Annotated in this window: 24 protein-coding genes; 3 read left to right on the top strand and 21 right to left on the bottom strand. The window is 41.7% G+C overall.

Going from position 1 to position 25,091, the window contains the following annotated elements; genetic code table 11:
• Positions 1-210: 210 nt before the first annotated feature.
• From ENH88_RS20185 to ENH88_RS20150, 8 genes are all read right to left on the bottom strand, one after another.
• The gene (locus tag ENH88_RS20185) at positions 211-573 is read right to left on the bottom strand and encodes a hypothetical protein (RefSeq protein WP_304185074.1); all 363 of its coding nucleotides are present in this window, start codon (positions 571-573) and stop codon (positions 211-213) included.
• Positions 536-757, bottom strand: a complete 222-nt coding sequence (locus ENH88_RS20180) for a hypothetical protein (RefSeq protein ID WP_304185073.1) — start codon at positions 755-757, stop codon at positions 536-538. The genes ENH88_RS20185 and ENH88_RS20180 overlap by 38 nt, the downstream gene beginning before the upstream one ends.
• Positions 758-786: 29 nt before the next feature.
• Entirely contained in the window at positions 787-1,413 is a 627-nt protein-coding gene (locus ENH88_RS20175) for a hypothetical protein (protein ID WP_304185072.1), read from the bottom strand.
• A gap of 126 nt (positions 1,414-1,539) precedes the next feature.
• Positions 1,540-1,923 carry an Imm44 family immunity protein gene (locus ENH88_RS20170; protein ID WP_304185070.1) on the bottom strand — a complete coding sequence of 128 codons (384 nt, stop codon included), beginning with the start codon at positions 1,921-1,923 and terminating at the stop codon, positions 1,540-1,542.
• Positions 1,924-2,041: 118 nt separating this feature from the next.
• Positions 2,042-2,326, bottom strand: a complete 285-nt coding sequence (locus ENH88_RS20165; RefSeq protein ID WP_304185068.1) for a hypothetical protein — start codon at positions 2,324-2,326, stop codon at positions 2,042-2,044.
• A 352-nt stretch (positions 2,327-2,678) separates the two neighbouring features.
• The gene (locus ENH88_RS20160) at positions 2,679-4,076 is read right to left on the bottom strand and encodes a M28 family metallopeptidase (protein ID WP_304185067.1); all 1,398 of its coding nucleotides are present in this window, start codon (positions 4,074-4,076) and stop codon (positions 2,679-2,681) included.
• A 191-nt stretch (positions 4,077-4,267) separates the two neighbouring features.
• Positions 4,268-5,620: an NADP-specific glutamate dehydrogenase gene (gene gdhA, locus ENH88_RS20155; RefSeq protein WP_304185066.1), complete on the bottom strand. Its 1,353-nt coding sequence runs from the start codon at positions 5,618-5,620 to the stop codon at positions 4,268-4,270.
• A 349-nt stretch (positions 5,621-5,969) separates the two neighbouring features.
• Positions 5,970-6,443, bottom strand: coding sequence for a DUF1456 family protein (locus ENH88_RS20150; RefSeq protein ID WP_304185065.1), 474 nt, complete (start codon positions 6,441-6,443; stop codon positions 5,970-5,972).
• A 135-nt stretch (positions 6,444-6,578) separates the two neighbouring features.
• Here ENH88_RS20150 and ENH88_RS20145 point away from each other — a divergent pair, with 135 nt between their 5' ends.
• Positions 6,579-7,343, top strand: coding sequence for a spermidine synthase (locus tag ENH88_RS20145; RefSeq protein ID WP_304185064.1), 765 nt, complete (start codon positions 6,579-6,581; stop codon positions 7,341-7,343).
• Here ENH88_RS20145 and ENH88_RS20140 read toward each other — a convergent pair.
• The 5 genes from ENH88_RS20140 to ENH88_RS20120 form a co-directional block, all read right to left on the bottom strand.
• Complete coding sequence (locus ENH88_RS20140) at positions 7,340-7,873, bottom strand: DUF924 family protein (RefSeq protein ID WP_304185062.1); 534 nt, start codon at positions 7,871-7,873, stop codon at positions 7,340-7,342. The two genes, ENH88_RS20145 and ENH88_RS20140, sit on opposite strands and share 4 nt — an antisense overlap.
• Before the next feature lie 121 nt (positions 7,874-7,994).
• Positions 7,995-9,239 carry a lipoprotein-releasing ABC transporter permease subunit gene (locus ENH88_RS20135; RefSeq protein ID WP_304185059.1) on the bottom strand — a complete coding sequence of 415 codons (1,245 nt, stop codon included), beginning with the start codon at positions 9,237-9,239 and terminating at the stop codon, positions 7,995-7,997.
• Complete coding sequence (gene lolD, locus ENH88_RS20130; RefSeq protein ID WP_304185058.1) at positions 9,229-9,927, bottom strand: lipoprotein-releasing ABC transporter ATP-binding protein LolD; 699 nt, start codon at positions 9,925-9,927, stop codon at positions 9,229-9,231. Before lolD ends, ENH88_RS20135 begins: the two co-directional genes overlap by 11 nt.
• On the bottom strand, positions 9,920-11,137 hold the full coding sequence (locus ENH88_RS20125; protein WP_304185057.1) for a lipoprotein-releasing ABC transporter permease subunit: 1,218 nt from the start codon (positions 11,135-11,137) through the stop codon (positions 9,920-9,922). Before ENH88_RS20125 ends, lolD begins: the two co-directional genes overlap by 8 nt.
• 136 nt (positions 11,138-11,273) lie before the next feature.
• A complete protein-coding gene (locus ENH88_RS20120; protein ID WP_304185055.1) occupies positions 11,274-12,143 on the bottom strand; it encodes a LysR family transcriptional regulator in 870 nt (289 codons plus the stop codon).
• Positions 12,144-12,257: 114 nt separating this feature from the next.
• Between ENH88_RS20120 and ENH88_RS20115 the strand changes: the two genes are divergently transcribed.
• Together ENH88_RS20115 and fghA are read left to right on the top strand one after the other, a co-directional pair.
• Positions 12,258-13,379 (top strand): S-(hydroxymethyl)glutathione dehydrogenase/class III alcohol dehydrogenase, encoded by a 1,122-nt coding sequence (locus ENH88_RS20115; protein ID WP_304185054.1) that lies wholly within the window; start codon positions 12,258-12,260, stop codon positions 13,377-13,379.
• A gap of 44 nt (positions 13,380-13,423) precedes the next feature.
• Complete coding sequence (fghA, locus tag ENH88_RS20110) at positions 13,424-14,269, top strand: S-formylglutathione hydrolase (protein WP_304185052.1); 846 nt, start codon at positions 13,424-13,426, stop codon at positions 14,267-14,269.
• On the opposite strand, the gene ENH88_RS20105 is transcribed toward fghA, so the two are convergent.
• From ENH88_RS20105 to ENH88_RS20070, 8 genes are all read right to left on the bottom strand, one after another.
• Positions 14,220-14,603, bottom strand: a complete 384-nt coding sequence (locus ENH88_RS20105; protein ID WP_304185050.1) for a hypothetical protein — start codon at positions 14,601-14,603, stop codon at positions 14,220-14,222. The genes fghA and ENH88_RS20105 overlap by 50 nt on opposite strands.
• A gap of 139 nt (positions 14,604-14,742) precedes the next feature.
• Positions 14,743-16,254 carry a BCCT family transporter gene (locus ENH88_RS20100; RefSeq protein WP_304185049.1) on the bottom strand — a complete coding sequence of 504 codons (1,512 nt, stop codon included), beginning with the start codon at positions 16,252-16,254 and terminating at the stop codon, positions 14,743-14,745.
• A 190-nt stretch (positions 16,255-16,444) separates the two neighbouring features.
• On the bottom strand, positions 16,445-18,058 hold the full coding sequence (locus ENH88_RS20095) for an ABC-F family ATPase (RefSeq protein WP_304185048.1): 1,614 nt from the start codon (positions 18,056-18,058) through the stop codon (positions 16,445-16,447).
• 237 nt (positions 18,059-18,295) lie between these two features.
• Positions 18,296-19,852: a SulP family inorganic anion transporter gene (locus ENH88_RS20090; RefSeq protein WP_304185046.1), complete on the bottom strand. Its 1,557-nt coding sequence runs from the start codon at positions 19,850-19,852 to the stop codon at positions 18,296-18,298.
• A gap of 124 nt (positions 19,853-19,976) precedes the next feature.
• Positions 19,977-20,435, bottom strand: a complete 459-nt coding sequence (locus ENH88_RS20085; protein WP_016707271.1) for an Lrp/AsnC family transcriptional regulator — start codon at positions 20,433-20,435, stop codon at positions 19,977-19,979.
• A gap of 89 nt (positions 20,436-20,524) precedes the next feature.
• A complete protein-coding gene (locus tag ENH88_RS20080) occupies positions 20,525-21,166 on the bottom strand; it encodes an MBL fold metallo-hydrolase (RefSeq protein ID WP_304185045.1) in 642 nt (213 codons plus the stop codon).
• Positions 21,167-21,169: 3 nt separating this feature from the next.
• Positions 21,170-22,972: a M14 family metallopeptidase gene (locus tag ENH88_RS20075; protein ID WP_304185043.1), complete on the bottom strand. Its 1,803-nt coding sequence runs from the start codon at positions 22,970-22,972 to the stop codon at positions 21,170-21,172.
• Positions 22,973-23,157: 185 nt separating this feature from the next.
• Complete coding sequence (locus ENH88_RS20070) at positions 23,158-25,056, bottom strand: beta-ketoacyl synthase (protein WP_304185040.1); 1,899 nt, start codon at positions 25,054-25,056, stop codon at positions 23,158-23,160.
• Positions 25,057-25,091: the final 35 nt, after the last annotated feature.

The raw sequence follows: 25,091 nt of genomic DNA, 5'->3' as shown, positions 1-25,091 counted from the left end.
TTCAAGTTAATCCTCATTTACTTCTCTTTCTCTGCTCTTTGTGCAAAAAATCTTTAATTGAATTATTCACAAAGAGGTTAAGAGACGCTGCGCTTTAGAGGAATATAAGCAAATACTGTGCTAATCATGTAAGGATTATTGCGTAGCGCTCCTTATATGTATTTGCCGTAAGCGACCTGCTTAACTGCCTCCTGCTACCCGATTAGCATTCTAGTTGAATGTGACAAAACGAAATTTTTCTTCTGATGTTGTTGAAAAGCCAACATCTTTACGCATTGCTACTACTACATTTTCATATAATTGCTTTGCTGTAACTTGATCTACTTCGCCTGTTTTCTTTGCTAGCAATATTTGTGCATCTAAAAACTTATTTAGCGCTACTAATACTGGATCTGGCGCCCAAAGCCATGCTTTAGAGCAAGCAGCATGAAAGTCATTTTTGTGCTCTTCTGTTGCAGCGTGACCAGAAATAAATATCTTTAGAGATGAAACAATTTCTTCGTAAACTTCACGCCTTTTTTCAAGAACTTTATCTTCATTTGAAATTTGAGATTTGAGATTTGATTTTTTCAATTTCAATAGAGTTAGATTTTTTTACCGATTCTACTAGTGAAGTTATTTCTTTAATATCTTCTTTCGTAGCCTTATTTTTAGATTTTTCTTTTAGGTAATTTGGAAAATAAGACTTACCAAACCAACCTAAAATGGCTAATGTCATAAAACTAAAAATACTTGAAGCAATTGAAAGCCACTCCATGAGGTATACTCCTTTGAATTACTAATTCCTCAATCAGCCGGCGCTTTAGAGGTCGGCTGCATTGGCTTGTTATGGCTTTCTAGCAGTTTCTCTACGTTATACTCAAAACCATTCCTGATGTATTCTTTGGCCTTTACTTCAGAACCCCACATATTGTTCACGTATGCCTTTATTTCACCGAATACAAAATGAGTGTTCTCGAAAACCTTTTGATTGGAGTTAGATGAGCTAGCTATTACAGAAAACAACAAGCTTCCTATTAGAGCTACTGGAAATTGCATTTTCCCATCATGCATCCCAATGTGGTTTTCATTTATAAAAGTTACTTTCTCGGGCATTTCGCCTTCGTGAAGTAGTGAGCATCTCAGCACACTATAGACGATGTCTTCGAAGCTCGTATATCCACTAGGTTTACCTTTTCCTGAGAACTCAAACTTGAAGTCCTTGCATGTTGATGGAGTTCCATTGGTAAGTGACCACATTACAAAGGGCAGATTTTCTTTCAAGAATTTCTTACACCTAAAAGACGTTTTCTTACCCGGATATTCCTTTTTTGCTGTACCATCAATAGCAATAGAAAGCTGAATGAATGCATTGACTGGATCCTTCGATTCAAGCTTATTTATGCACTCTTGTACTCTTTCACCTACAGACAATGTTCATTCACTCCCTTGCCATAACGCCGCAAATAAACGGCTAAAATTAGTTGGCTAAACTTGTGAGGAACGAACAAAGCCAACTGATTTTTGTCCGCACTTTTAATTTGTTTTGTTATATTGCGATTACTCTATACCTATTAAATCTAGGTCTTTTTTAAGTTTCAACGCTTCCCGTTCGTTAACGTCGCTATTCTGAGACAATAGCTCGACTGCTCTTAGAAGCATATTTAGCAATAACTTTTTGCTCTCTTTAGATGATGCGGCAGTGAACTCAGCAAAATCGATTACTAAACGGAAATCCATGTCTCTATCTTCTTTAGAGTAAGATTGTAGCTCTTCCAACTCATTGTCATTTCTTATTATTGCTATGCAATCTAATGAGTCTAACTCTAGCTCATATGACATTGTTTCTAGTCGGTGAGATAAATGGTTTTCTAATTGACTGCGAGCTGCTCTATACTTATCTTCAATAGTTGACTCTATTTCACCGCCTATCCAAATATCCATAATTCCCCATAGTTTGAATTAGCAATATAACGCCCCAAGCAGGGGATTTTATGAGCGTTGTACAGCGAGTAAAATTCCCGCTGACTTGGCTTGTTAGGTTGCTGACTTACAACAAACACTATTGAGCCTCGACTCTGTGATAATCAGCTGATGTTTCATAACAATTGACACACACAACCGACATTTTATTAAAGGCTCGAAACTTTTCAGTCATACCATCTTCTTCATCAAACAAGGCTTCACATTTGTAACACCACGCTTGAAGGTCATTAGGCTCGCTAGAATTTTCAATAAAGCCTACAGGCACACCTTCTGGTTTCAACAAATGGCAACAGACGACAGCTGCAACTCGCTTACCATGTTCACCACAATCAACATACATTGGTTCAATCTCAGTGCTCATATGCAACCTAACAGCTTATTCAAAGGATTTAAACCCGCGAGTTGCAGACAGAAAATCCTTTGAATTTTTCAATTTTTTCAGTCTACCTCTGTATCTAAATGTAAATCAAGGGATTTGTATTTGTCATTTTTTTGTTATTGCAAAATACAAGAAATAACCCCGCGAGTTGTTGAAAAAAACTCAAACACAATTACTTTTATCTATGGCTATGTCGTAGTTAAGTGTGGGTAGGCGAGAATTCATTTTATAACGCTTTTTTAACCATGTTTGATCTGAACATTCCTTGTTATCTTCTATTTTTGCTATAACAACCTATTTGTAGCGCAAGGCTGGCTTGCGCTACAAATGGATATTACTTTACCGAGTGCTCAAATGCGCCCACATCACCAGGGAATACAACCGGTGAATCAATGCCGTCTTTATTCACTGCGGCGACACCAAAGTAATAGTTGTCGATCACAACATTTTTAAGAGTGGCTTGCGTTACATTACCCACATAACGGCTAAACTGCCATTGTGGCTCACTGGTATAACGCCAGTAAATTCTGTAACCAACCGTTGTTTTGTCGCTGTTCTTTTGCCATTTTAAGGTGGTGCTCGGTTGCACTGCACCTGATATTTCAACCCCTGTTGGTGGCGCGGGTGCCCACGCCATAGCTGCAAGGCTCACTGCATTAAGTGAAGTGAGTTTTGCCGTGTAATCAAAATCAACGCCATCTATAGTGTCACCGTAAACAATGCCATCTTCGGTGCGTAAATCTTGGTGCTGATGATTGTAGTTTTCGTTAGTTTCCATCACTCGCACAGCCGCATAGCCCATGTCATTAAATGGGCGATGATGCCCACCTCGGCCAAAACGATCGAGTCGATACACGAGCATAGTATCTAAATTTGGAATGTAGCGATCGGCAATGGTATCAATATAACGGGCTAAATTACGACTGGCAGAATCAACCTCACCACCGGTAAAACGGCGTTTATGGGCTTGCTCTTTGGTTTCAATGACACGTGTGCCCTCTGAGAATATACGTGCGGTGGTGTTATCGGTTACACCATTGATGCCGGTGATATTTCCGATCATGTCATTATTGAGCACACCATGAACTTGCCAGCCTTGCTGCTTTGCATAATCCGCTAAAATCTTACCACCAAACAGGCCTTGCTCTTCACCTGAAAGCGCCGCATAGACAATCGAGCCGTTAAACTGATACTTTGACAAGACGCGGGCTGATTCAATAACGCCAGCCACTCCCGATGCATTATCATTCGCGCCAGGTGAGTCACTGGTAAAATCCATCACATCACTGACCCGAGAATCAATATCGCCCGACATCATTACCATACGATTAGGTTCATCAGTACCACGTTGGATCGCAATGATATTGACCACTTCAACAGGATTTGGAATACGTTTTTCACCTGAAATTGTGTCTTTAACTTCTAAAACCTCTAAACAGCCACCGCACTCGGCAGATATTTTTTCAAATTCTGCTTTGATCCAACGCCGCGCCGCGCCAATTCCCCGCGTTGTTGATTTAGTATCGGATAAAGTATGCCGGGTGCCAAAATCAACTAAAGCTTGAATGTCATTTTCAATCCGCTTAGCCGATACCGACGCGGCAATATCATGAAGTTTGGTTTGATCTTGATGATCTGGTTCGACCGCCAGCGTGCTCGTGGCAATAAACAGTGTACTGATAAGTATTGCAGGTTTACAGGATGCAAGAAGGTGGCTTTGTTGCTCAAACATGGTTGATGCTCTTTTATTGTTGATGAATGAATACCCAAACCACAATACGTGAGTGATTAAATGCTGCAAATAATTTTGAGACTAACAACTGATTAACTCGTTTAATCACCGATTAGTGAAATAATCAGTATAATAATTAGTGCAAGCCCACTGTGATAGTGGGCTAACTGAACTAAGCTTTACGTAAATAATTACACAACGCCCTGCTCTATCATTGCATCGGCAACTCGGCGAAACGCCGCAATATTAGCGCCTAACACTAAATTGCCTGGCTCACCAAACTCAGCAGCGGTATTGCTTGCGGTATCAAAAATATTTTTCATGATCTGTTGCAGCTTAGTATCCACTTCTGCAAACGTCCACGTTTGCATACTGGCATTTTGCGCCATTTCTAATTGGCTTGTTGCAACACCACCGGCATTGGCGGCTTTACCTGGCCCGTAAGCAATATTAGCATCGAGAAACACATCAATAGCCGCTTTTGTGCTTGGCATATTTGCACCTTCACTTACCAAAATACAGCCATTATTAATTAGCGCCTGTGCATCGGACTCGGTCAACTCGTTTTGTGTCGCACAGGGAAAAGCCGCATCAGCGACAAAACGCCACACCGCATGGCCATCATCGGGATAATCTGCAGCAGGAATATATTGCGCATCGCTGTGTTTATCTACATAACGGGCTAAACTTGCCCGCTCACCTTCTTTGAGCTGTTTAACATGTGCCAGATCAATACCCGCTTCATGATAAAGCGTGCCCGTTGAATCGCTACAAGTGATCGGGGTTGCCCCTAACTGATAGAGTTTTTCCATCGCATAAATTGCGACATTGCCAGCGCCAGACACTAAGCAGCGCTTACCTTGCAAACTGCCATCGCGTGCTTGCAGCATATAATTAGCAAAATATACCGCACCATAGCCAGTGGCTTCTTTGCGTACTAGTGAGCCACCCCACAATAAACTTTTACCCGTAAAGGCGCCGTCGTAACGACCGGTTAAACGTTTATACTGACCAAACATATAGCCTATTTCACGCGCCCCCACGCCAATATCACCCGCGGGTACGTCAGTCGTTGGGCCGATATGGCGATACAATTCGTTCATAAATGATTGGCAAAAGCGCATTATTTCAGCATCGGAACGACCTTTAGGATCAAAATTAGCGCCGCCTTTACCGCCACCAATGGCTAAACCCGTTAATGCATTTTTAAAAATTTGTTCAAACCCTAAAAATTTTATGATGCTGGCATTTACACTGGGGTGAAAACGTAAACCGCCTTTGTACGGCCCTAAGCTTGAGTTAAATTCAATCCGATAACCTTTATTAACCTGAATGTTGCCGTTATCATCAAGCCAAGGCACTCTAAACATAATTTGTCGTTCAGGCTCGACTAAGCGTTGAATAATGGCATTTTTTTGGTATTTACTAACGTTTTCGAGTATAGGTTCAAGAGACTCAAGCACTTCTTCAACGGCTTGATAAAATTCGCATTGTGCGGGGCTGGTGTGTTTTAACTGTGCAATAGTATTGTGGATATAATTCATAATTATGCTTCCGTGTTAATTGTTATTGTTTTATCAAATATTGAAATAGACATGATCAAGTTTATGTTTCATACAGTAAGAACCTTAAAGTAATGGCAATTTTCACCACTGTAGCATGCTATTGCAGTCTATTTAACGCCCAACAACGTGAATTATTTTTGAGTTAGCATAAAGCCCACTAAATTATTACCCACTGTAAGTGAATATAAATCTATAAAAAGTAATTAAATTTAGTATTGTGGAGAAAAGTAGCACAGCGCAAAATGAGTCTTGGCGTATTTTAAAAGAGGTTTTATTAAAGGGGATTGATCATATCCGCGCTAAACTCCTGCGAATATGATCTGCTAGATTATTCGCCGCTAATTGTTGGGCGGTTTTGCAACTGAATACCGGTTAAAAAGTTACGTAAGATTTGATCATTACAGACACGGTAATGTTTATTCTCCGCTTTACGTGAGAAAGCACTTAGCTCATGTTTGCTTAAATTAAAATCGGTTAAGGCAAGCACCTCAATCACATCTTCTGTTTTCATATTCAATGCGATACGCAATTTCATTAAAATAATATTATTATTTAGTTTGCTCTCTGGAAGCGGCTGTTCACCCTCGCGTCTACCACGTTTTGTATTGATAAAGCCATTTAGAAAAGTCGCAAATTCAGTATCGCTTGGCTCTACATGCCCTGCTTCACTTTCTTTGGTAAGCCAACCTGTCACTTGCAGTGGTGTGACGACATGATCGGCCGCTGCAAAAATTTCAATCATATTAGTATCAGTTAAATTAAAGGTATAACGCAGACGACGTAAAATATCATTATTAGTCAAAGTAAATTCCAGAGTAAGATAAGACAACCAAGCAAGTATTGCTGGCTTATTAAGAAGCCGCACAGTTTAACAGAGTTAATGAGGCGCCCCTATTGATATTTTACTCAATCCCCAATCCAATCTGCCAGTACCGACATGACACCACTGATGCTTGATTTAACCCAGCTCCCCCATAGCAGTCTATTAGCCAATATACGCAGCCCGTATGGATTATTACGCATCGTGGAAAACGGCCAATATCGCTGGTTTACCCTTGGCGATGATCACGTTATACAAGGCGTTATGGATAAAACCCAGCCAGATTTACTCTGTGCGCCTGTTAATCAGGCAATGTTTATCTGCCTATTGCCTATCACAGCAAACACTCAGTTACTCAATTTAGGTGCTGGCAGTGGTTGCTTTGAACGCGCCTTAAAGGAGTCCGCAATTAAGCTCACCTCAGTTGAAATCAGCGCTGATATTATTGCAGCAGCGCAGAAGTATTTTTTACTCGACGAAACTACGCCAATTATTAATGATTGCGCTGAGCATTTTATTGCCCAGTGCCAGCAGCGTTTTGATGTGATTTTAATCGATATTTTTAGCGCCCAGTCACAACAAGCACTGTTACAAAAGCACGCGTTTTGGCATGCCTGTTTTACTCACCTTACGCCACGTGGGAAAATAGCCATCAATCTCGCCCCAAGCAACGAGCAACAGGTGATCAACTTACTGTTATTACTGCGCTCATTGTTTAACGAGTTTATTGTGATTGAATTTAAGCAGTTTAAAAATATTGTCGTGATCGCCAGTAATGCCAGTTTAGCTGGCATTACAATAGAGAATATAAAACTGTGCGACAATATTAATACGGCAAATCTAGCGGAAAACATCAAACAGTTATTGTATACGAAGAATTAAAAACGCGAGCCGGGTTGGCTTAAAAAAGCGAGCTCAGCAGCCGTTGAAGGTCGCCCTAAAATCTCATTGCGGTGCGGGTAACGGGCAAATTGATCAATAATCTTTTTATGGGCAAGTTCATAGTCTTCGTTTGCTAAACCTTTAAATAAAGCTAGTGCAAGGCTATGAATATATTTTGATTCGCTGTGCATAAACGGCATATAAAAAAACACCCGTTGCGACTCGGGCAGCGATTTATCAAAGCCTTTTTCGATTGCAAACTGGGCAAGGGTAAGTGCTTGCGGATCTTGGCTAAATGCGTGTGGTGTATCGCGGTAAATATTACGTGAGAATTGATCAAGCACTATGATCTCCGCTAATGAACCAAGTGCAGTGGTGCGCCAGCCGGCACACTCACCTTGTATTATTGCCATTAACAGCTCTGCAAATTTTGCCCGTATCGTCGCATCCGTTGCTGCTGATTTTTTATACCAGCCTGATGGACCTAGCTCATCAAACCAATAATCAAGAACTTGCTGATATGCGTACATAGTGCCTCCTTTTATAATATTTACGCTTAGCTATTAAACCAAAAAATGACGGCAAAGATCGTAATAACACGACAAAAACACGCCATTGCATAATTAAAATAATTTATTTGCGTAGCTACGCTTAGTTACCAAGCACCTTAGCAGGATCAACACGGGTTGCTTGCCATGCGGGGTAAATGGTTGCCAGTACCGCAAGCATAAAAGTAACTATCACGGTGATCACAATGTCTTGCCAAACCAGCTTGCTGGGTAAAAACTCAATAAAATAAACCCCTTCGAGCGGATTAGCACCGAGTAATTGACTCACTAAAGTAAATAGCTCACTTATATTCAGCGCTAGCATCACACCAATAAAGCTGCCAAGCACTACACCAATAAAGGCTTGGCTAAGCCCTTGTAAAATGAACGTTGCTAAGATTGTACTGTCTTTTGCGCCCATGGTTTTTAAAATGGCAATGTTGGCCTGTTTTTCTCGCACTTCCATCACCAACGATGAAACAATATTAAAACTCGCCACTGCAATAATTAAAAATACCACAATATAAACAATGGTTCTGACCATTTGTATATCTTGGTACAAGCTGCCTTGGGTTCTAAACCAGCTAGAAATATACACATAGTCATCGATTGTTTGGCCAACCCGTAGCGCAATTTGGTGCGCTTGAAAAACATCGGTTACCGCTAAACGAAGTCCGGTTACTTGCAGCTGTTCATAGCCAAGCACTGATTGCGCTTTACTTAGATGAATAAATGCCGCCGTACTATCGATTGGCCCACCCATCTCAATAATGCCGGCTAAGGTTAAGGTCACTCTTTTTGGCGCTAATATCTCCGTGCTAGTTTGATTTACTTGGGGGATCAATAAGGTAATTAACTCCCCTTGCTCAACCCCTAACTGTTTTACAATTTGTTGGCCTAAAATAATTTCGTCTTCGCTGATCTGGCTGACCAACTTGCCATGGGTAAACTGGTTAACCGCAGAGACCTCACTTTCAAAAGCAGGATCTACACCGCGTACTTCAACCGCTTTCAGTTCACTTTTATACTGCGCCATACCATTTACGCTTATAAACGGTGCAGCACCGGTGACACCGGGCTGTTGTTTGAGCTTTGCCACTTTTTCAGGCCAATTATCAATCGCGCGATTTGGCGCAACATACTCAACTTGTGGCACAACGCTTAATAAACGATGTACTAGTTGCTGTTCAAAACCATTGATCACTGACAACGCCACGATCAGCACGGCAACACCGAGTAAAATACCAATGGTTGACGCTTTGGCAATAAAGCTAACAAAACCATTTTTCTCATCGCTGCTGCCAGAGCTTGCCCTAAAACGTTTACTTAAATAGGCACTAAGCAACATAGCTGGCCTCTTTGACTGCCAACTTACCATCGTCAAGATACGCAATTTTGCCCAGTTTGTCGGCTAATTCTAAATCATGGGTTACTACCACAAAACTGGTATTTAAACTGCTATTAAGCTCTTTGATCAAATCGTAAATTTTAATTGCATTTTGTTTATCTAAATTGCCTGTCGGCTCATCAGCCAATACCAGATCAGGCTCTGTTACTAATGCGCGCGCAATCGCCACCCGTTGCCGTTCGCCACCTGATAACATCGATGGTTTATGACTACTACGATGAGATAAGCCAACTTTTTCAAGCATTGCTAAGGCTTTAACATTGGCCTGTTTAGCGCTGAGACCTTTGATCAATAGAGGCATCGCAACATTTTCTACCGCATTGAATTCCATCAACAAATGATGAAACTGGTAAATAAAGCCTAAATGATCGTTACGAAATTTTGCTTGCTCAGCACGAGATAATTTAGCAACTTGCTGGCCTTTAATTTTTGCCACACCGGCAGTTTGTGAATCCAAGGTGCCTAAAATATGCAACAAGGTGCTTTTGCCAGAGCCAGAACTACCAACAATTGCCAGCATTTCACCTTGTTGTAAGGTTAGATCTATGCCTTTTAATACCTCTACTTGACTAGCACCATCTTGATAAACTTTGCTTAACTGTTCACATTGGATAACTAAATCATTCATAACGCAATACCTCTGCGGGGCTAACATTGGCAGCTTTACGCGCCGGATATAAAGTAGCTAAAAAGCTCATGGTGATGCTACCAACGGCAATGACAAATAAGCTCATTACGTCAAATTTAACTGGTAGAGCAATCCCTGTTAACAGGTTTAAACCTATCCCAGCCAACACTTCGTTAATATATGCACTGAGTAACAGGCCAAGTGCTGCGCCAATACTGGTGCCAATCAAACCATTGTATAAACCTTGGATCATAAATACTTGCTGCACTTGCGCGGGGGTTAAACCAAGGGTTTGTAAGATAGCCACTTCACTTTGTTTTTCACTCACCATCATGGTCAACGCAGAGACAATATTAAATACCGCCACTAACACAATAAGCGCGAGCAACATTGACATAATGCGTTTTTCCATCGCCACCGCGGCAAATAAAGTGCCTTGCGATTGACGCCAATCGGTCACAGAATGCTGACTTAAAATATTATTCGCTGATGCGCTAAAGGTATCTAATTCAAAAGGGTCGTTGAGTGAAATGCTTAAATTAGGCGCGCTAGTTGCTGGTAGCTTTAACACGCGTTGCAACGATTCGCCACTAGTAAAAGCCAAACTCATATCGATTTCGGAGCCGGTTTCATAAATGGCAGCAACCGTGAATAAACGTTGGCTAGGAACTCGACCAAGTGGTGTATAAGTGGATGCATTAGGCATAATCACTCGCACTTTATCGCCTAAACCAATACCAAGTTTTCTGGTTAAGTAACGGCTAACGGCAATGTTATAGCGCGATGCCATAACGGTTTGCCAGTTACCTTGAACAACTTTATCACTAATTTTATACAAAGACGCGTTATCATCGTACAAGCCTTGCAATAACACGCCATGAAGATCACGGTTGGTTTGCAAAATAGCCTCACCATGACGATACAAACTCGCATGTTTGACAAACTTTGACGCCAGGATATCATTTTGCAGTTGCGTCATTTGTGCTTGTGTTTGCCCCTCAGCTGCAATTTCAACATGGGGAATAAGGCCCAGCATGTTAGTTTTAAGGTTATTTTCAAACCCATTCATCACTGAGCTGACAGTAAATAATGCCATTAAACCTATAGCGATACCGGCAATGGAGAAAAACGAAATAAACGAGATAAATGCGTTCCCTTTCGAGGAGCGGCTGTATCTCAGCCCGATAAACAGGCTAACAGGTTGAAACATAATTATTTATGGTTACATTTAATGCCAATTCTGGGCTCATACTAGCATAGATAAAGTGCGATTGGGTATGCGCAAAAATGTAAAAATTAATGACAAATCCACTGCTGTATTAAAATTGAGCCACTTTAATTAAACTTTAGTTTAGAGATTTAATAAGATGATCAAGTAATGCGCGCACGTTGGTTGCCACAAACTGCCGCGGTGGATACACACCCCACACGCCTTCTGGTTTTGGCTGGTTATTGGTTAAAATCGGCACTAAATCTCCCGCAGCTAAGTCTCTTTCAATGTAATAATTCGGCAATTGAATAATACCCAACCCTTTTTTAGCCGCGTCAGCTAACGCCCAGCCACTGTTACACCGCAATCGCCCTGCTATTTTAATATGTTTGTCACGTCCTTGTTCACAAACACGCCAATAACTACTGTTACCGACTAAACATTGATGATATTGCAATTCAGCTAAGGTATGAGGCTCACCATAACGGGCTAAATACGCTGTTGAGCAGCAAATTACAAAGTGACGCTCACTTAAACGCCGTGCTTTTAAGCTAGAGTCTTTTAAATGACCCAGACGAATAGCCAAGTCAAAGCCCCCTTCCAGTAGGTTTTCTTGCTCGTTACTCAATGCCATTTCGACTTCAACATCGCTGTGCTGTTGCATAAAGGTGTGCACCGCAGGCATCACAAAACTCTCACCATACATGACTGGCGCGGTGAGTTTGATTTTACCTTTTGGTGTACTTTGTTGTTGTGCTAGTAACCCAGTAGCGTCGTCTAAAGCATGCTGTAACTGCTTAGTCTGGTGTAAAAATACTTCGCCTTCTTTGGTAAGTACAACTTTACGAGTAGTCCGCGTTAATAATTGAGTATTTAAGCGCTGCTCTAATTGTGTTACGTGGCGGCTAATATGCGCCACCGATACCTCTAGTATGCTTGCTGCGCGGGTAAAACTGCCTTCTTCGCCCACAGCAATAAACTCATCTATACCTAACCAACGGCTCATTATTACTATACTGTAAAAGTGTTTTATAGAAATGAAGATTATCATTGTTTGAGAAACAAATAAAATAACGCTATTGTTTTAACCATCCATGTAATTAATAAAAAGAGAGAGCCCATGTCAGAATTCATAAAATCAAAAGCTGCAATAGCTTGGGGACCTAATCAACCACTATCTGTTGAAGAAGTGGATGTGATGATGCCGAAAAAAGGCGAAGTCATGGTTAAAATCACGGCAACGGGCGTGTGCCATACCGATGCGTTTACTCTATCAGGCGCTGATCCTGAAGGTATCTTCCCTGCTATTTTAGGCCATGAAGGTGCAGGTGTAGTGTATGCTGTTGGTGAAGGTGTAACGAGTGTGGCTGTGGGCGATCATGTGATCCCTTTATACACCGCTGAATGTGGCGTGTGTAAAATGTGTACCTCAGGCAAAACAAACCTATGTTCAGCGGTACGCGAAACCCAAGGTAAAGGTTTAATGCCAGATGGCACCACTCGTTTTTTCAAAGATGGTCAACCAATCTATCACTACATGGGCACTTCAACGTTTTCTGAGTACACAGTCCTGCCAGAGATCTCTTTAGCCAAAGTAAATAAAGCAGCCTCTTTAGAAGAAATTTGCTTACTGGGTTGTGGTGTAACAACCGGTATGGGTGCAGTAACCAATACTGCAAAAGTGCAAGCTGGTGATACGGTAGCTATTTTTGGTTTAGGTGGCATCGGGTTATCAGCCATTATTGGCGCGAAAATGGCCGGAGCGTCACGCATTATCGGCATCGACATTAATACCTCTAAATTCGATCTTGCTACTAAGTTAGGTGCTACCGATTTGATCAACCCAAAAGATTTCGACAAGCCAATCCAAGAAGTGATTGTTGAGATGACCGATGGCGGCGTTGATTTCTCCTTTGAATGTATCGGGAATGTTGATGTTATGCGCTCCGCCCTTGAGTGTTGCCACAAAGGTTGGGGTGAGTCGGTGATCATTGGTGTTGCCGGTGCAGGGCAAGAAATTTCAACTCGCCCGTTCCAGTTAGTCACAGGTCGCGTGTGGCGTGGTAGCGCCTTTGGTGGTGTTAAAGGTCGCTCACAACTACCTGAGATTGTTGAGCGCTACATGGCAGGCGAATTTGCATTAAATGACTTTATTACGCATACCATGGGTCTTGAAGACATTAATGACGCATTTGATCTGATGCATGAAGGTAAAAGTATTCGTACTGTTATCCACTATTAATCAAGGTAGCCACACTGAGTGTGTGGCTAGTTAGCGAGGATACTATGTTAGATAATTTAAGTGCTGCAAAAGTCAGCGGTGGTTGGCACAAACAATATAGCCATACTGCAAGCAGTACTCATTGTTTAATGCGATTTGCGATATTTTTGCCTCCAGGCGCAAGCCAAACCAATAAAGTACCTGTGCTGTATTGGTTATCAGGCTTAACCTGCACGGATGAAAACTTTATGCAAAAAGCCGGTGCTTTCAAAAAAGCAGCTGAATTAGGCATTGCCATTGTTGCCCCAGATACCAGCCCTCGTGGTGACAATGTACCCGATGAAGACAGTTATGACTTTGGCCAAGGTGCGGGGTTTTATGTTAATGCCACGCAAGCGCCCTACAACACCCACTACAATATGTATGAGTATGTGGTAAACGAACTACCCACTTTAATTGAGCAACACTTCCCAGTGACCGACAAAAAGGCAATTAGTGGGCATTCTATGGGGGGCCATGGCGCGTTGATGATTGCCCTGCGCAATCCACAAAATTACACCAGTGCGTCGGCATTTAGTCCTATTGTGAACCCAATAAACTGTCCGTGGGGGCAAAAAGCGTTTAGCCACTATTTAGGCGACGATAAATCGACGTGGGCACACTATGATACCTGCGAGTTAATGAGTCAGGCCTATGAAACTGATCACCTACCAATGCGTATTGATCAAGGTGAAGCTGATAACTTTTTAGTTGAACAACTAAAAACTGAAAACTTATTTAAGCAAGTAAATGACAAAGGCTACCCTGCAGAAATTAATATGCATGCAGGTTATGACCATAGTTACTTTTTCATCAGTAGCTTTATTGACGAACACCTATTATTTCATCAATCGTATTTGCAGGCTCAGTAGTCTGCTTCTGTGTGAGGTTGTCAGGCGTTACTTCCTCACACTCTTTTAGAGTTTTAGTCACTCTTTTACAGATCACCTGCGGCTCTGCTTGCTGTTGTACTAAGCCAACCAAAAACCTATCTACCTCAATACCCAAATCAGTAAATGATAAAGTCTGTTGTTCAGCAACTGGCACAGCTTTTTGCGGCGTAACATGTGCAGGGGAAAGCGCTAAATCTGCATCAGCATTTTCATCTGCTTTTGTATAAATAGTGCTATCAACAAGCACCCCCGCAACCGTGCATGCTGTGAGTAACTGACTTGCTAATAACGTTAAAATTACCTGCTTATACATAATCTAAAATTCCCTGTCGGTTGTTGCTGTATCCCTGATAGTTACTATAACTAAGAAAATAAAAAACACTGTAAAAAACTGTAATAACATGGCAATTAATTCAACATGAAAAACTATGACAAACTAAATAACGCCGAGCTTACTCTTGCAGCTCACTGATAAATTCTTTCACAAAACCAATTAGCTGCAAAATAAAAATAAACAAAAATGGCACTGCACCAATGACCGCCAAACTGCGGTTTAGCAGTTCATTATTTTGTAGTAACAATACCCAGCCACTCAAAGCAAGTACAAAAGACCAAGTGTATAAGCTTAGCCTATGACTGCTTTTTGCTCCCGCTAAGTTGCGGATCACTAATATGGCAGAGTCAACTGAGGTGGCGACAAAAATCAGCAATAACAGCAAGCTTGCCCAAATAAGTACGCCACCTTGCCACCCGAGCTGTTTGAAAAATACAAATAAACCTTGGGTATAATCAATTTTAATGGCGGCCATAATGCCGCTACTATGACCACTGTCCCAGCCAATTGCAGATCCAGAAAAAACACTGAACCATAAGATAGTCACACACGTTGGCACAACGACCACGCCGACTATGTATTGCCATACCGGTCGTCCTTGGCTTATTTTAGCTAAAAATACGCCAACAAATGGTCCCCACGCTAACCACCAAAAATAATAATTATAGGTCCAGCTATTCGCCCAGGCAGGCTCGTTTAATTGACTAGAAAACTGCCAAGTTCCAGTTACTAATAACTGGATATAATACGTACTGCCACTTATAGCAACATCGATGATCGGTTGCAGTGGCACCATCGTCAGCAGCCAAACAAGGACAAAAAATGCTAAAAACACATTGAATTGGCTCAGTGTCTGCACGCCTTTTTTTAACCCTAAACGCGCAGACAAACTATATAGCAGCGCCAGTAACACGATAATAATTAAACTAATCAACCACGGCGAATGAACATTCAGCTTTAATTCAATTCCTTTGCGTAGCAATAAGGTAGAGTTTGCAATCGTGCCAACCACACCAAAAAATATAGCTAAAATGGCTAATAATTGGATCACAAATTTGAGCTTTAATTGAGCTATTCTGCTTAAAAATACCCGTGTTAAGCTCAGTACTGGTGCGCTGATATCCCCAGCTTTACCGCTATTGTGACTTAAACCACCGAGCACTAAACCAAACACCGCATACAAGGCCCATGCATGTGCCCCCCAATTCACTAACGTGATAGCCAAAGCTGCAGCTTGGCGATCAGGATATAAACTTTGCTTTAAAGGCGGTTGTAATACATGCATCGCAGGCTCTGCCACGCCCCAAAACACTAAACCCGATCCCATTCCTGCGGCAAACAACATCGATAACCAACCAAAGGTTGAAAATTCAACCGTTGCTTGCTCACCGCCTATTTTTCGTTGCCCAAGCGGGCTCATTGCCAACACAATGACGCTGATCAATAAAAAATTGACTAATAGAAAAAACGGCCCACCCAATACCGCTAACACATTAATGATCAGTGGCTGGATATTTGCTGTAAGCATGTCAGGGAATAAGAATGCCCACCCTACTGATATAAGGCACAGTATAAGTGCAAATTTTTCAAGATTAGCGGTGAGTTTAAAAAAATGAGGTCGAATTGCCACACTGATACCTTAAAAATTATCAATGCTAAGAGTACGGCGCTTTTAGATTGATATCAAATTAGCATTTATGGAATACCAATTTTATGAAAAACAAGCTGATTTTAACAAGCTAAACAAGCAACTTATTTAATCCACTGAGTACAGTAGACACAAAAAAACCGACCTAAGTCGGTTTTCTCAGCGTGCTAAGTTACTTGGCAGCCAACAGCTTCGCTTGCTCTTGTTGGCTTGCCATAAATTCGTTAAAGGTGCCGTGGAAATTAACCACTTCTTTGTCACGAATATCAATAATACGGGTTGCCAGTGATGACACAAATTCACGATCATGACTAACAAAAATCAATGTTCCTTCAAAGCCTTTTAACGCATTATTAAGCGCTTCAATCGCTTCCATATCCATGTGGTTTGTCGGCTCATCCATTACCAACACATTGACATCTTGCATCATCAACTTGCCAAACAATAGGCGGTTTTTCTCACCACCTGAGCAGTTTTTAGCTTTTTTATTCGCATCATCCGCGGTAAACAATAAACGGCCAAGCATGCCACGTACCATTAAATCGTTATGTTTAGCTGTACGCCACTGTGACATCCAATCAAATAACGTTAAGTCGTTATCAAAATCTTTACTGCTATCTTGTGGGCAATAACCAATAGAAGCATTCTCTGACCACTTAACAACGCCGTGGTTCGCTTCAAGTTCACCCACTAAACAACGAATAAAGGTTGATTTACCAACCCCATTTTCACCAATAATCGCTAGTTTTGAACCGGCTTCTAAAATCAGCTCGCCGCCTTCAAACAATACTTCGCCATCAAAACCATGACCAAAGTTTTCTAAGATCAATGCTTGGCGGTGCATCTTTTTACCTTCATCAAAATACAATGATGGCGCCATACGGCTTGATGATTTCACTTCATCTAAGCTGATTTTATCCATACGTTTAGCACGTGAACTGGCTTGTTTTGCTTTTGATGCATTGGCACCAAAACGGTTAACGAAATCTTGTAACTCTTCTATTTCAGATTGCTTTTTCGCATTACCGGCAAGTAATTGCTCACGAATAAGTGTTGATGCTTCGATGAATTTTTCATAATTACCTGGGTAAATACGTAGCTCACCGTAATCAATATCAGCCATATGAGTGCACACAGCATTAAGGAAATAGCGATCATGAGAAATAATAATCATCGTACATTTACGTTGGTTAAGCTCCTGCTCTAACCAGCTAATAGTGTGAATATCCAAGTTATTGGTCGGCTCATCCAGTAATAAAATATCTGGATTTGCAAACAAGGCTTGGGCAAGCAGCACCCGTAATTTCCAACCTGGCGCCACTTGCGACATTAAGCCAAAATGAAACTCTTCTTCAATACCTGCTTTTAATAAGATATCGCCAGCACGACTTTCTGCACTGTAGCCGTCCATTTCAGCAAACACACTTTCCAGCTCAGCCACTTTCATGCCATCTTCTTCACTCATTTCAGGGAGTGAATAAATGCGTTCACGTTCTTGCTTTATTTTCCATAATTCAACATCGCCCATGATCACCGTATCAACTACCGTGTATTGCTCAAAGGCAAATTGATCTTGGCTCAAGTTACCTACTTTTAAGCCCGGTGCAATAGAGACATTGCCCGAGGTAGGCGCCAGCGAACCATTGAGGATTTTCATAAAGGTTGACTTACCGCAGCCATTGGCGCCAATTAAGCCATAACGATTACCGTTACTAAATTTAGCTGAAATATTTTCGAATAAAGGTTCGGCACCAAACTGCATGGTAATGTTAGCGGTAGATATCAAGATGAGTTTCCTAAGCAAATACTGGCAAGTAAACTGTTCGATGGATAAGGAAAAGTTAATACAGGCAATAACACGGTATAAAGAGGACGCGAATTATACAGGCAGTGCCGCCACTAGTCGAGCTTAGTCTCACGAAATGACGGCCTATATGAGTTCGCCACCGATAAACTCACACAAGCAAGCAATGAATACACAAAAGCGAAGGCACTGCCTTCGCTTTACACTCAAAAAAACAGCTTAAGCAAGCTTGTCTGAGGCGACTTTATAAGTAGGATCTTCAATCACGTTCACTTCAACTAAATCACGGGCTTTATAAAGTAACTGGGTGCAGTCTTGGCTTAGGTGACGAAGATGCAACTGTTTACCTGCTTTAGTGTATTTATCAGCTAATGCGTCAATGGCTTCTATGGCGCTGTGATCAGCCACTCGGCTGTATTTGAATTCGATGATAACGTCTTTAGGGTCGTTTTTAACATCGAATAACTCTGCAAAATTTTTCACTGAACCGAAAAACAATGGTCCGTGTAATTCATAGACTTTAGAGTCTTGTTCATCAATATAGTTTGTTGTAAAAATATGTTTCGCATGTTGCCACGCAAAAACTAACGCAGAGACAATCACACCCACGCATACAGCAATAGCTAAATCAGTGATCACAGTGACTGCTGACACTAGCACAATAACAAAAGCATCTGACTTTGGTACCCGCTTCATCATTTTGAAACTTGCCCATTCAAATGTGCCTAACACCACCATAAACATCACACCAACCAGTGCTGCAAGTGGGATCATCTCAATTAAGCCTGCGGCAAACAAAATAAACGCCAGCAACATCACTGCCGCTGTTATGCCTGATAAACGCGAACGGCCACCTGAGTTAATATTGATCATCGATTGACCAATCATTGCACAGCCCCCCATTGCACCAAAGAAACCACAGGTTACATTTGCTGCACCTTGACCAATACACTCTTTATTACTTTGACCACGGGTTTCTGTAATTTCGTCAATTAGGCTCAAGGTTAATAAAGATTCAATTAAACCAATCGCCGCTAAAATAAGTGCATAAGGGAAAATGATTTTCAGTGTTTCAAAGGTAAATGGCACCATAGGAATATGAAATTCTGGTAAACCACCAGCAATAGTCGCGGCGCTGTCGCCGGTCATGTCTTTTAAGAAATCAAGTACTGTGCGCGCTTCTAAATCAAAGCCCATAACAATCGCAGTTACTGTAACAATGGCCACTAAGGTCGATGGCACCGCCGTAGTTAATTTTGGTAGGAAATGAATAATAGCCATGGTTAATGCCACAAGTGCGAGCATGATCATCATCGGTGTGCCAGTCATCCATTGCAAAGCGCCTTCACTATCAGACACTTTAAATTGGCCAAGTTGAGCAAGGAAGATGACAATCGCGAGTCCATTGACAAAGCCCAGCATGACAGGATGCGGTACCATGCGAATAAACTTACCCAGCTTAAACACCCCAGCCAGTATTTGCAGTAGCCCCATCAGTAGTACAGTCGCAAATAAATATTCAACGCCATGATCTAACACTAAACTTACCATCACAACAGCAAGTGCACCGGTTGCACCAGAGATCATACCTGGGCGGCCGCCAAAAATAGCGGTGATCAAGCCAACAATAAATGCTGCATATAAACCAACTAAAGGCTCTACATTTGCAACAAACGCAAAGGCAACAGCTTCAGGTACGAGCGCAAGTGCAACCGTTATACCTGATAAAATATCGTTTTTAGCAGAGCTTGGCGCCTTGCTTAATAAGTTAAACATTGAATTCCTCTTCGGGGGTGGGATCAAAAAAGCGCTGAATTCTAACAAATTAAGCTAAGGTTAACAATTACAGTAAGAGGAGCAGGCTAAAGTCTATAATTACTCTAACCTGATTAAAGCGATATTAAAGTGGCAACGAGGTACTGCGTTTTACACACGTCATGGTAACATTTGAATGAACTTCTTGGACAAATTCAAGATTCAATAAATTATCACGCACAAACTGCTCATAGCCTTCGATGCCTTTAGAAATAATCCGTAGCATAAAATCCATAGTACCAGCCATGCTGTAACATTCCGTTACTTCGTCATAACTTAAGATCAGTCGTTCAAACTCAGCAAGATTAGTACGGCCATGATTCGATAAGCGAACATGCGCATACACTAACATATCAAAACCGAGCTTTTTCTCATCTAATAAAGCAACTTTACCTTTGATGTAACCATCTTGCTCAAGCTTAGCAATACGACGCCAACAAGGTGACTGAGATAAACCTACTTTATCAGCAATATCTGCGGTCGAAAGACTCGCATCTTGCTGTAACAGTGCCAAAATTTGGCGATCTACGTGATTTAGAGACATTTTATTTCTTAATTATTTTACTAAATTGATTAAATTATACATTGCTTTATTCGTTGAGTCTTGTGTTTTTATGCATTTTTTATGCGTAACTAACCAAATTTACCCCTAACAAATGGATTCGATATGCGCTCTGCAACGACTTTAGTGTCAGGTCCATGTCCTGAGAGTATTCTGGTTTCGTCGGGCAAAGTGAGAATTTGCTGCTTAATTGAGGCGAGTAATTGCTGCGCATCCCCTTTAGGGAAATCAGTACGCCCTATTGAGCCTTTAAAAATAACATCGCCGACAATTACTAACTGCTGCTTGGCTTCATAAAAAACAATATGCCCTGGAGTGTGACCTGGACAATGACGGATCTCAAAGCGCAGTTCACCTAATGGGAAAATATCACCATCATTGAGCCAATGTTGTGGATAAAAAGGCGTAACTGGCGCAAAGCCAAACATTTGTGCTTGCATTGGGAGTGCATCAAACCAAAACAACTCATCTTGTTGTGGCCCAACTATATCAACTGCAAAATGCTCAGCGAGTATTTTTGCCGCGCCAACATGATCAAGATGACCATGGGTGAGCAAAATACATTGCAAATTCAGCGTGTGCTTAGCCAGTTCAGCAATAATTTTTTCAGCGTCACCACCGGGGTCGATCACGGCGGCTTGGCGTGTTTGTTTACAAATAACAATTCGACAGTTTTGTGCAAAAGCAGTTACCGGAATAGTAATGATTTCCATGCGTTAATTCTTCCTTGGCGGTTTAGCTGCAAATGTCATCAACACCGGATACTTTAAATAGGCTTGATCGTAAAAGGGGGTATGTTCATAGAGCCAGTTTAAGCGTGCTTGTGGATCTTTTGCAAAAGCGGCATCCTCACGAATTTTTTTATCAAATTCTAATGCTAACGCGGGTTTATCTTTTAACATATTACGAGCATACGGCGCTAACGCATAGTTTTCCATATACTCAGTGCGTTGAAAAATCGTGTTGAACTCACCCCAAGCAAAAAATGAATCCGGTGCCTTTGGGTGTAAAAGATGCGTTGCTAATTCACCTAAAGGTTGCGCTGTTGCCACTTTAGACCAACCAGTCAAATTGTTATCGGTTACATCAACGAAATCAAAATCAGCACTCACTCTAAAGCGTCCTTCAAACGGCGCTTTATCAAATTCATGCTCTGTCACTAGTGCCACTTTTAAATTAGTTACCAGCTCATCACTGCTCACATTTTCTACAGTAATACCATGCAATTTAAGCTTTTCGACAATCTGTGGATACGCAGGTGGAATATAAAACGCACTGGGTACAGTGAGCACGGTTTTTACGTCTTTTTGCCAATAAATAGGCAACGCATCATAATGCTGTTTTTCACCTAAGTATTTCACTTCCATCTGACCACTTAGCGCACTTTGACTGCGCGCATACTTAATGCCTTCAAATACCACAGTATTTGGCTCTTTAGCATAACCACGTTCCACTATAAGTTGGCTTGGTACAAATGCATGTTCTTTATTAACCGCATCCGCTAATTGTTGATGATGTTGTGCTAATGCTGAAATCGCCCCATCTAAAAACACATAGGTGCCAAGCACTCGTTGCTTATAGGGTTTAAGTGAATGGTTTTCAACTAGAATAGTAGGTAATGAGCGTAAATCGCCCCAGCCATTTGAATAACGAGGTGTGGCAACCCAACCTGCTAAGCCTTTTTTAAATTCACGTTTATCCATGACAAATACCAGCGGCCCAGGAAGGTGTCCTTGTGCGCGTAATTTTTCGTCGATTACCGGTTTAAAATACTGATCCAAGGCATCTGACACACTGGGTGATTCACTAGCAAACACGGGGTTGTAGCCATAGGTAACATCATACTGATAGTCTGCGCCGTCAGTTACATGCACATCAATATATAAGTCAGGGTTAAACTGTTTGATAACGCTTAATACACCGCGCACTTCTGGGGTGTCTAGTTTAGTGTAATCACGATTCAAATTAAGATTATTGGCATTGGTTCGAAAACCCATTTCTACTGGGCCGCGTTGATTAATACGATTGAATTGGCTGCTGCGTTCATGGCCATCAACATTCAAAATTGGAATAAATAAGATATTTACTTGGCTTAAAATATCACGGCGTTTACCGGTTGCGATATCGCGCAGCAACATAAACATGGCATCTTTGCCGTCAATTTCACCCGCGTGGATCCCTGCTTGAATAAAAATAGTCGGCTTGGTATTTTGCATTAACTGCGAAGGTGTAAAGGCACCTTCTTCGCTAGCTACCATCATGTTGATCGCACGGCCGCTGGCGCTATGGGCAATCGTTTGCACTTGGAACTGAGTCGGGTTGGCCGCGACAAGACGATCAACAAAGGCCATAGTTTGTTGATAATTTGGTGATTCGAGGCCTTCGCTTAGTTCGAAATCAGTGGTTAATGGGCCTTTTTGTTGTATCAGTGCCAAGCTTTGACCTTGCCAAGGCAGTAATGGTGGCAAATGGCTATCTAATGTGGCACTAGCACTTAACAATAATAAACTGGCGATCATAGGACTCTCAAACGTTGGCCTCTTTAATAGGGTGAAATTATAACAAGGAAAAGTGACAGATCGCGTAAACTGCGGTGATTCAACAAAAAAATGCAGCCAATGACAATTTGAAAACTTTATAGGACTAATATTCACGCATTAAAAAAGGCGCTATAAAAGCGCCTTGCCAGTCAAGAATAATGTGCTTAAAACATATCTTGATAAGGATTCGTTTTAGTAAATGCAATCGCTTTATCAAAGCCAGGGATCTGCATGTCGGTTTCAGAAATTACAATATCATTTTCATCAATCATGCCATCACCAAAGCGATAAATAAGCTCATACTGACCTAAGTCGGCTTGCTGTTGGTAAGTGGCCTGTGCAGCAGTTACAGTTTGATTAGTTAATGCGTATGCATTCATCACATCGCTGCCATGGCGTTTTGCTAACATTTGCATGGTTACCTTAGGGGATAACACTGTGGCTGTTGCATTATTACCACCAAAACCTTTTGAGTTGATAAAGGCTATATCCATCTCAGCACATTGATAATGTTCAGTACGAATATCTAAGTGTTGGTTATACACATCATCAGCCACTTTATCTATGGTGGTAATTCCCGGCATAATATTGTGAGTAAATACACCCAGAGCCATTGCGAGCTGATCGCCACTAGCAGGGGCAATGGTATGCCCTACATACGCTTTAGGTGCAGCGACTTTCCAGTTATCAATCGCGAAGGTTTCGGCTACGCGATGATAAATGAGCGATTCAGTAACACGGTTTTGTGGCGTACTTGAGCCATGCGCTAAAATAAAACTGCGTTGTTGCACAGCCTCTGCGCCTAAGATATTAGCCGCTAACGCCACAGATTTTGCCATGGTGATGTAGTTACCAGGTCCTGGTGCTGTAATCGATTTTTTCACGCCATCAGCATTAACAAACACATCAGCGACTGAGCCCATAATATCGGCTCCAAGTGTTAATGCGAGTGCATCATCCATTAGAATAACTACTTGTGCGCCTTCACCTATGGTAAAACCACAGTTTTCACCAAATGGACGACTAGTACGACGATGATCAACGGTCTCAGTGCCATCTAAACGCTTTAAGCCTTCTTCGTTAGCAAGCGCTCCCATGTTGCCAAAACCTTCGATAATTTCAGGTGTAATCGCACATTCAGAAGACGCTACGACGGCTACCCGTGTACGTCCCGCTTGAATATCATTCACAGCCGCACGTAAGTTGTATAAAAACGTGGCACATGCACCTGACGTAGTAAATGTAGTACCCACATTACCGGTTACATAAGCATTAATAAAATCAGTAGACATGGTATTTAAACCAAGTGCTAACTGTTTAGTGCTTACCCGTTCGCCTTGTTGGCGCGAACGAATTAAGCCGCCAAACCCTTCATCATTCACCTGCCCCGCCACGGATGCTGAATAAGTACCAATTTGATCTGGCTCAACACTGTTCATAATCTGTTGCCAGTCTAGGCCTGTCGAACGTATAGCATCCGTTGCCGCAAAAATAGTGGCTTGTAAACCGCGCGGTTGATAACGACTATTATACATAGTGGCAGGATCAAAACCGGTAGGTAATTGTCCTGCGGCTTTTACCGGGTTATCTCGGGTGCTGTCGTGCTTTATATCAAGCTCGGCACTAATGGTGACCTTTACTTTTTTGTCGGCTAAATCTTCAATTACCCAACTTGACGGTATTGGCTGTGGTAAATCACGACGACGGGCTTCAAATACAATCGCTTGCTCATCACTGAGTGTTAGCGTCATTTTTTGCTGCCATGGCGTTGCATCGACATCAAAATGATTTTTTTCAATTTTACGGATCAAAGTACCAGCAATAATTTGTTCGCCAAATTGTGCTTCTACATCGCTTTGCTTTACTAAATTACCGTGTTGGTCTTTTAATTCGCCCTCTTGTAATGAAACAAGATTCATTAAAGTCGCTAAACCTAAAAATGTTTCTTGGCGTGCCTCGGCTGCCAAATTGTCTAACACGATACGACGATAACCTTGATGAAATGAGGTACGGCCTGCGGCGTTAATTCCGCCCATGCCGACAATAACGGGTAATGCTGTCATAATTTACCTTGAGAAAACGTGTTATAGGAGAAGTA

Source organism: Pseudoalteromonas prydzensis (genome assembly GCF_011050055.1).
GTDB lineage: Bacteria > Pseudomonadota > Gammaproteobacteria > Enterobacterales > Alteromonadaceae > Pseudoalteromonas > Pseudoalteromonas prydzensis_A.
This window is presented reverse-complemented; position numbering and strand designations above follow the sequence as displayed.

What these genes read in the sequence shown, in the direction of transcription:
- ENH88_RS20115 (WP_304185054.1), top strand. Translation starts at nt 12,258, where the DNA reads ATGTCAGAATTCATAAAATCAAAAGCTGCAATAGCTTGGGGACCTAAT.
- ENH88_RS20140 (WP_304185062.1), bottom strand. Translation starts at nt 7,873, where the DNA reads ATGTACGCATATCAGCAAGTTCTTGATTATTGGTTTGATGAGCTAGGT.
- ENH88_RS20080 (WP_304185045.1), bottom strand. Translation starts at nt 21,166, where the DNA reads ATGGAAATCATTACTATTCCGGTAACTGCTTTTGCACAAAACTGTCGA.
- ENH88_RS20145 (WP_304185064.1), top strand. Translation starts at nt 6,579, where the DNA reads ATGACACCACTGATGCTTGATTTAACCCAGCTCCCCCATAGCAGTCTA.
- ENH88_RS20125 (WP_304185057.1), bottom strand. Translation starts at nt 11,137, where the DNA reads ATGTTTCAACCTGTTAGCCTGTTTATCGGGCTGAGATACAGCCGCTCC.
- ENH88_RS20120 (WP_304185055.1), bottom strand. Translation starts at nt 12,143, where the DNA reads ATGAGCCGTTGGTTAGGTATAGATGAGTTTATTGCTGTGGGCGAAGAA.
- ENH88_RS20070 (WP_304185040.1), bottom strand. Translation starts at nt 25,056, where the DNA reads ATGACAGCATTACCCGTTATTGTCGGCATGGGCGGAATTAACGCCGCA.
- ENH88_RS20135 (WP_304185059.1), bottom strand. Translation starts at nt 9,239, where the DNA reads ATGTTGCTTAGTGCCTATTTAAGTAAACGTTTTAGGGCAAGCTCTGGC.
- ENH88_RS20170 (WP_304185070.1), bottom strand. Translation starts at nt 1,923, where the DNA reads ATGGATATTTGGATAGGCGGTGAAATAGAGTCAACTATTGAAGATAAG.
- ENH88_RS20160 (WP_304185067.1), bottom strand. Translation starts at nt 4,076, where the DNA reads ATGTTTGAGCAACAAAGCCACCTTCTTGCATCCTGTAAACCTGCAATA.
- ENH88_RS20105 (WP_304185050.1), bottom strand. Translation starts at nt 14,603, where the DNA reads ATGTATAAGCAGGTAATTTTAACGTTATTAGCAAGTCAGTTACTCACA.
- ENH88_RS20085 (WP_016707271.1), bottom strand. Translation starts at nt 20,435, where the DNA reads ATGTCTCTAAATCACGTAGATCGCCAAATTTTGGCACTGTTACAGCAA.
- lolD (WP_304185058.1), bottom strand. Translation starts at nt 9,927, where the DNA reads ATGAATGATTTAGTTATCCAATGTGAACAGTTAAGCAAAGTTTATCAA.
- gdhA (WP_304185066.1), bottom strand. Translation starts at nt 5,620, where the DNA reads ATGAATTATATCCACAATACTATTGCACAGTTAAAACACACCAGCCCC.
- ENH88_RS20075 (WP_304185043.1), bottom strand. Translation starts at nt 22,972, where the DNA reads ATGATCGCCAGTTTATTATTGTTAAGTGCTAGTGCCACATTAGATAGC.
- fghA (WP_304185052.1), top strand. Translation starts at nt 13,424, where the DNA reads ATGTTAGATAATTTAAGTGCTGCAAAAGTCAGCGGTGGTTGGCACAAA.
- ENH88_RS20165 (WP_304185068.1), bottom strand. Translation starts at nt 2,326, where the DNA reads ATGAGCACTGAGATTGAACCAATGTATGTTGATTGTGGTGAACATGGT.
- ENH88_RS20090 (WP_304185046.1), bottom strand. Translation starts at nt 19,852, where the DNA reads ATGTTTAACTTATTAAGCAAGGCGCCAAGCTCTGCTAAAAACGATATT.
- ENH88_RS20180 (WP_304185073.1), bottom strand. Translation starts at nt 757, where the DNA reads ATGGAGTGGCTTTCAATTGCTTCAAGTATTTTTAGTTTTATGACATTA.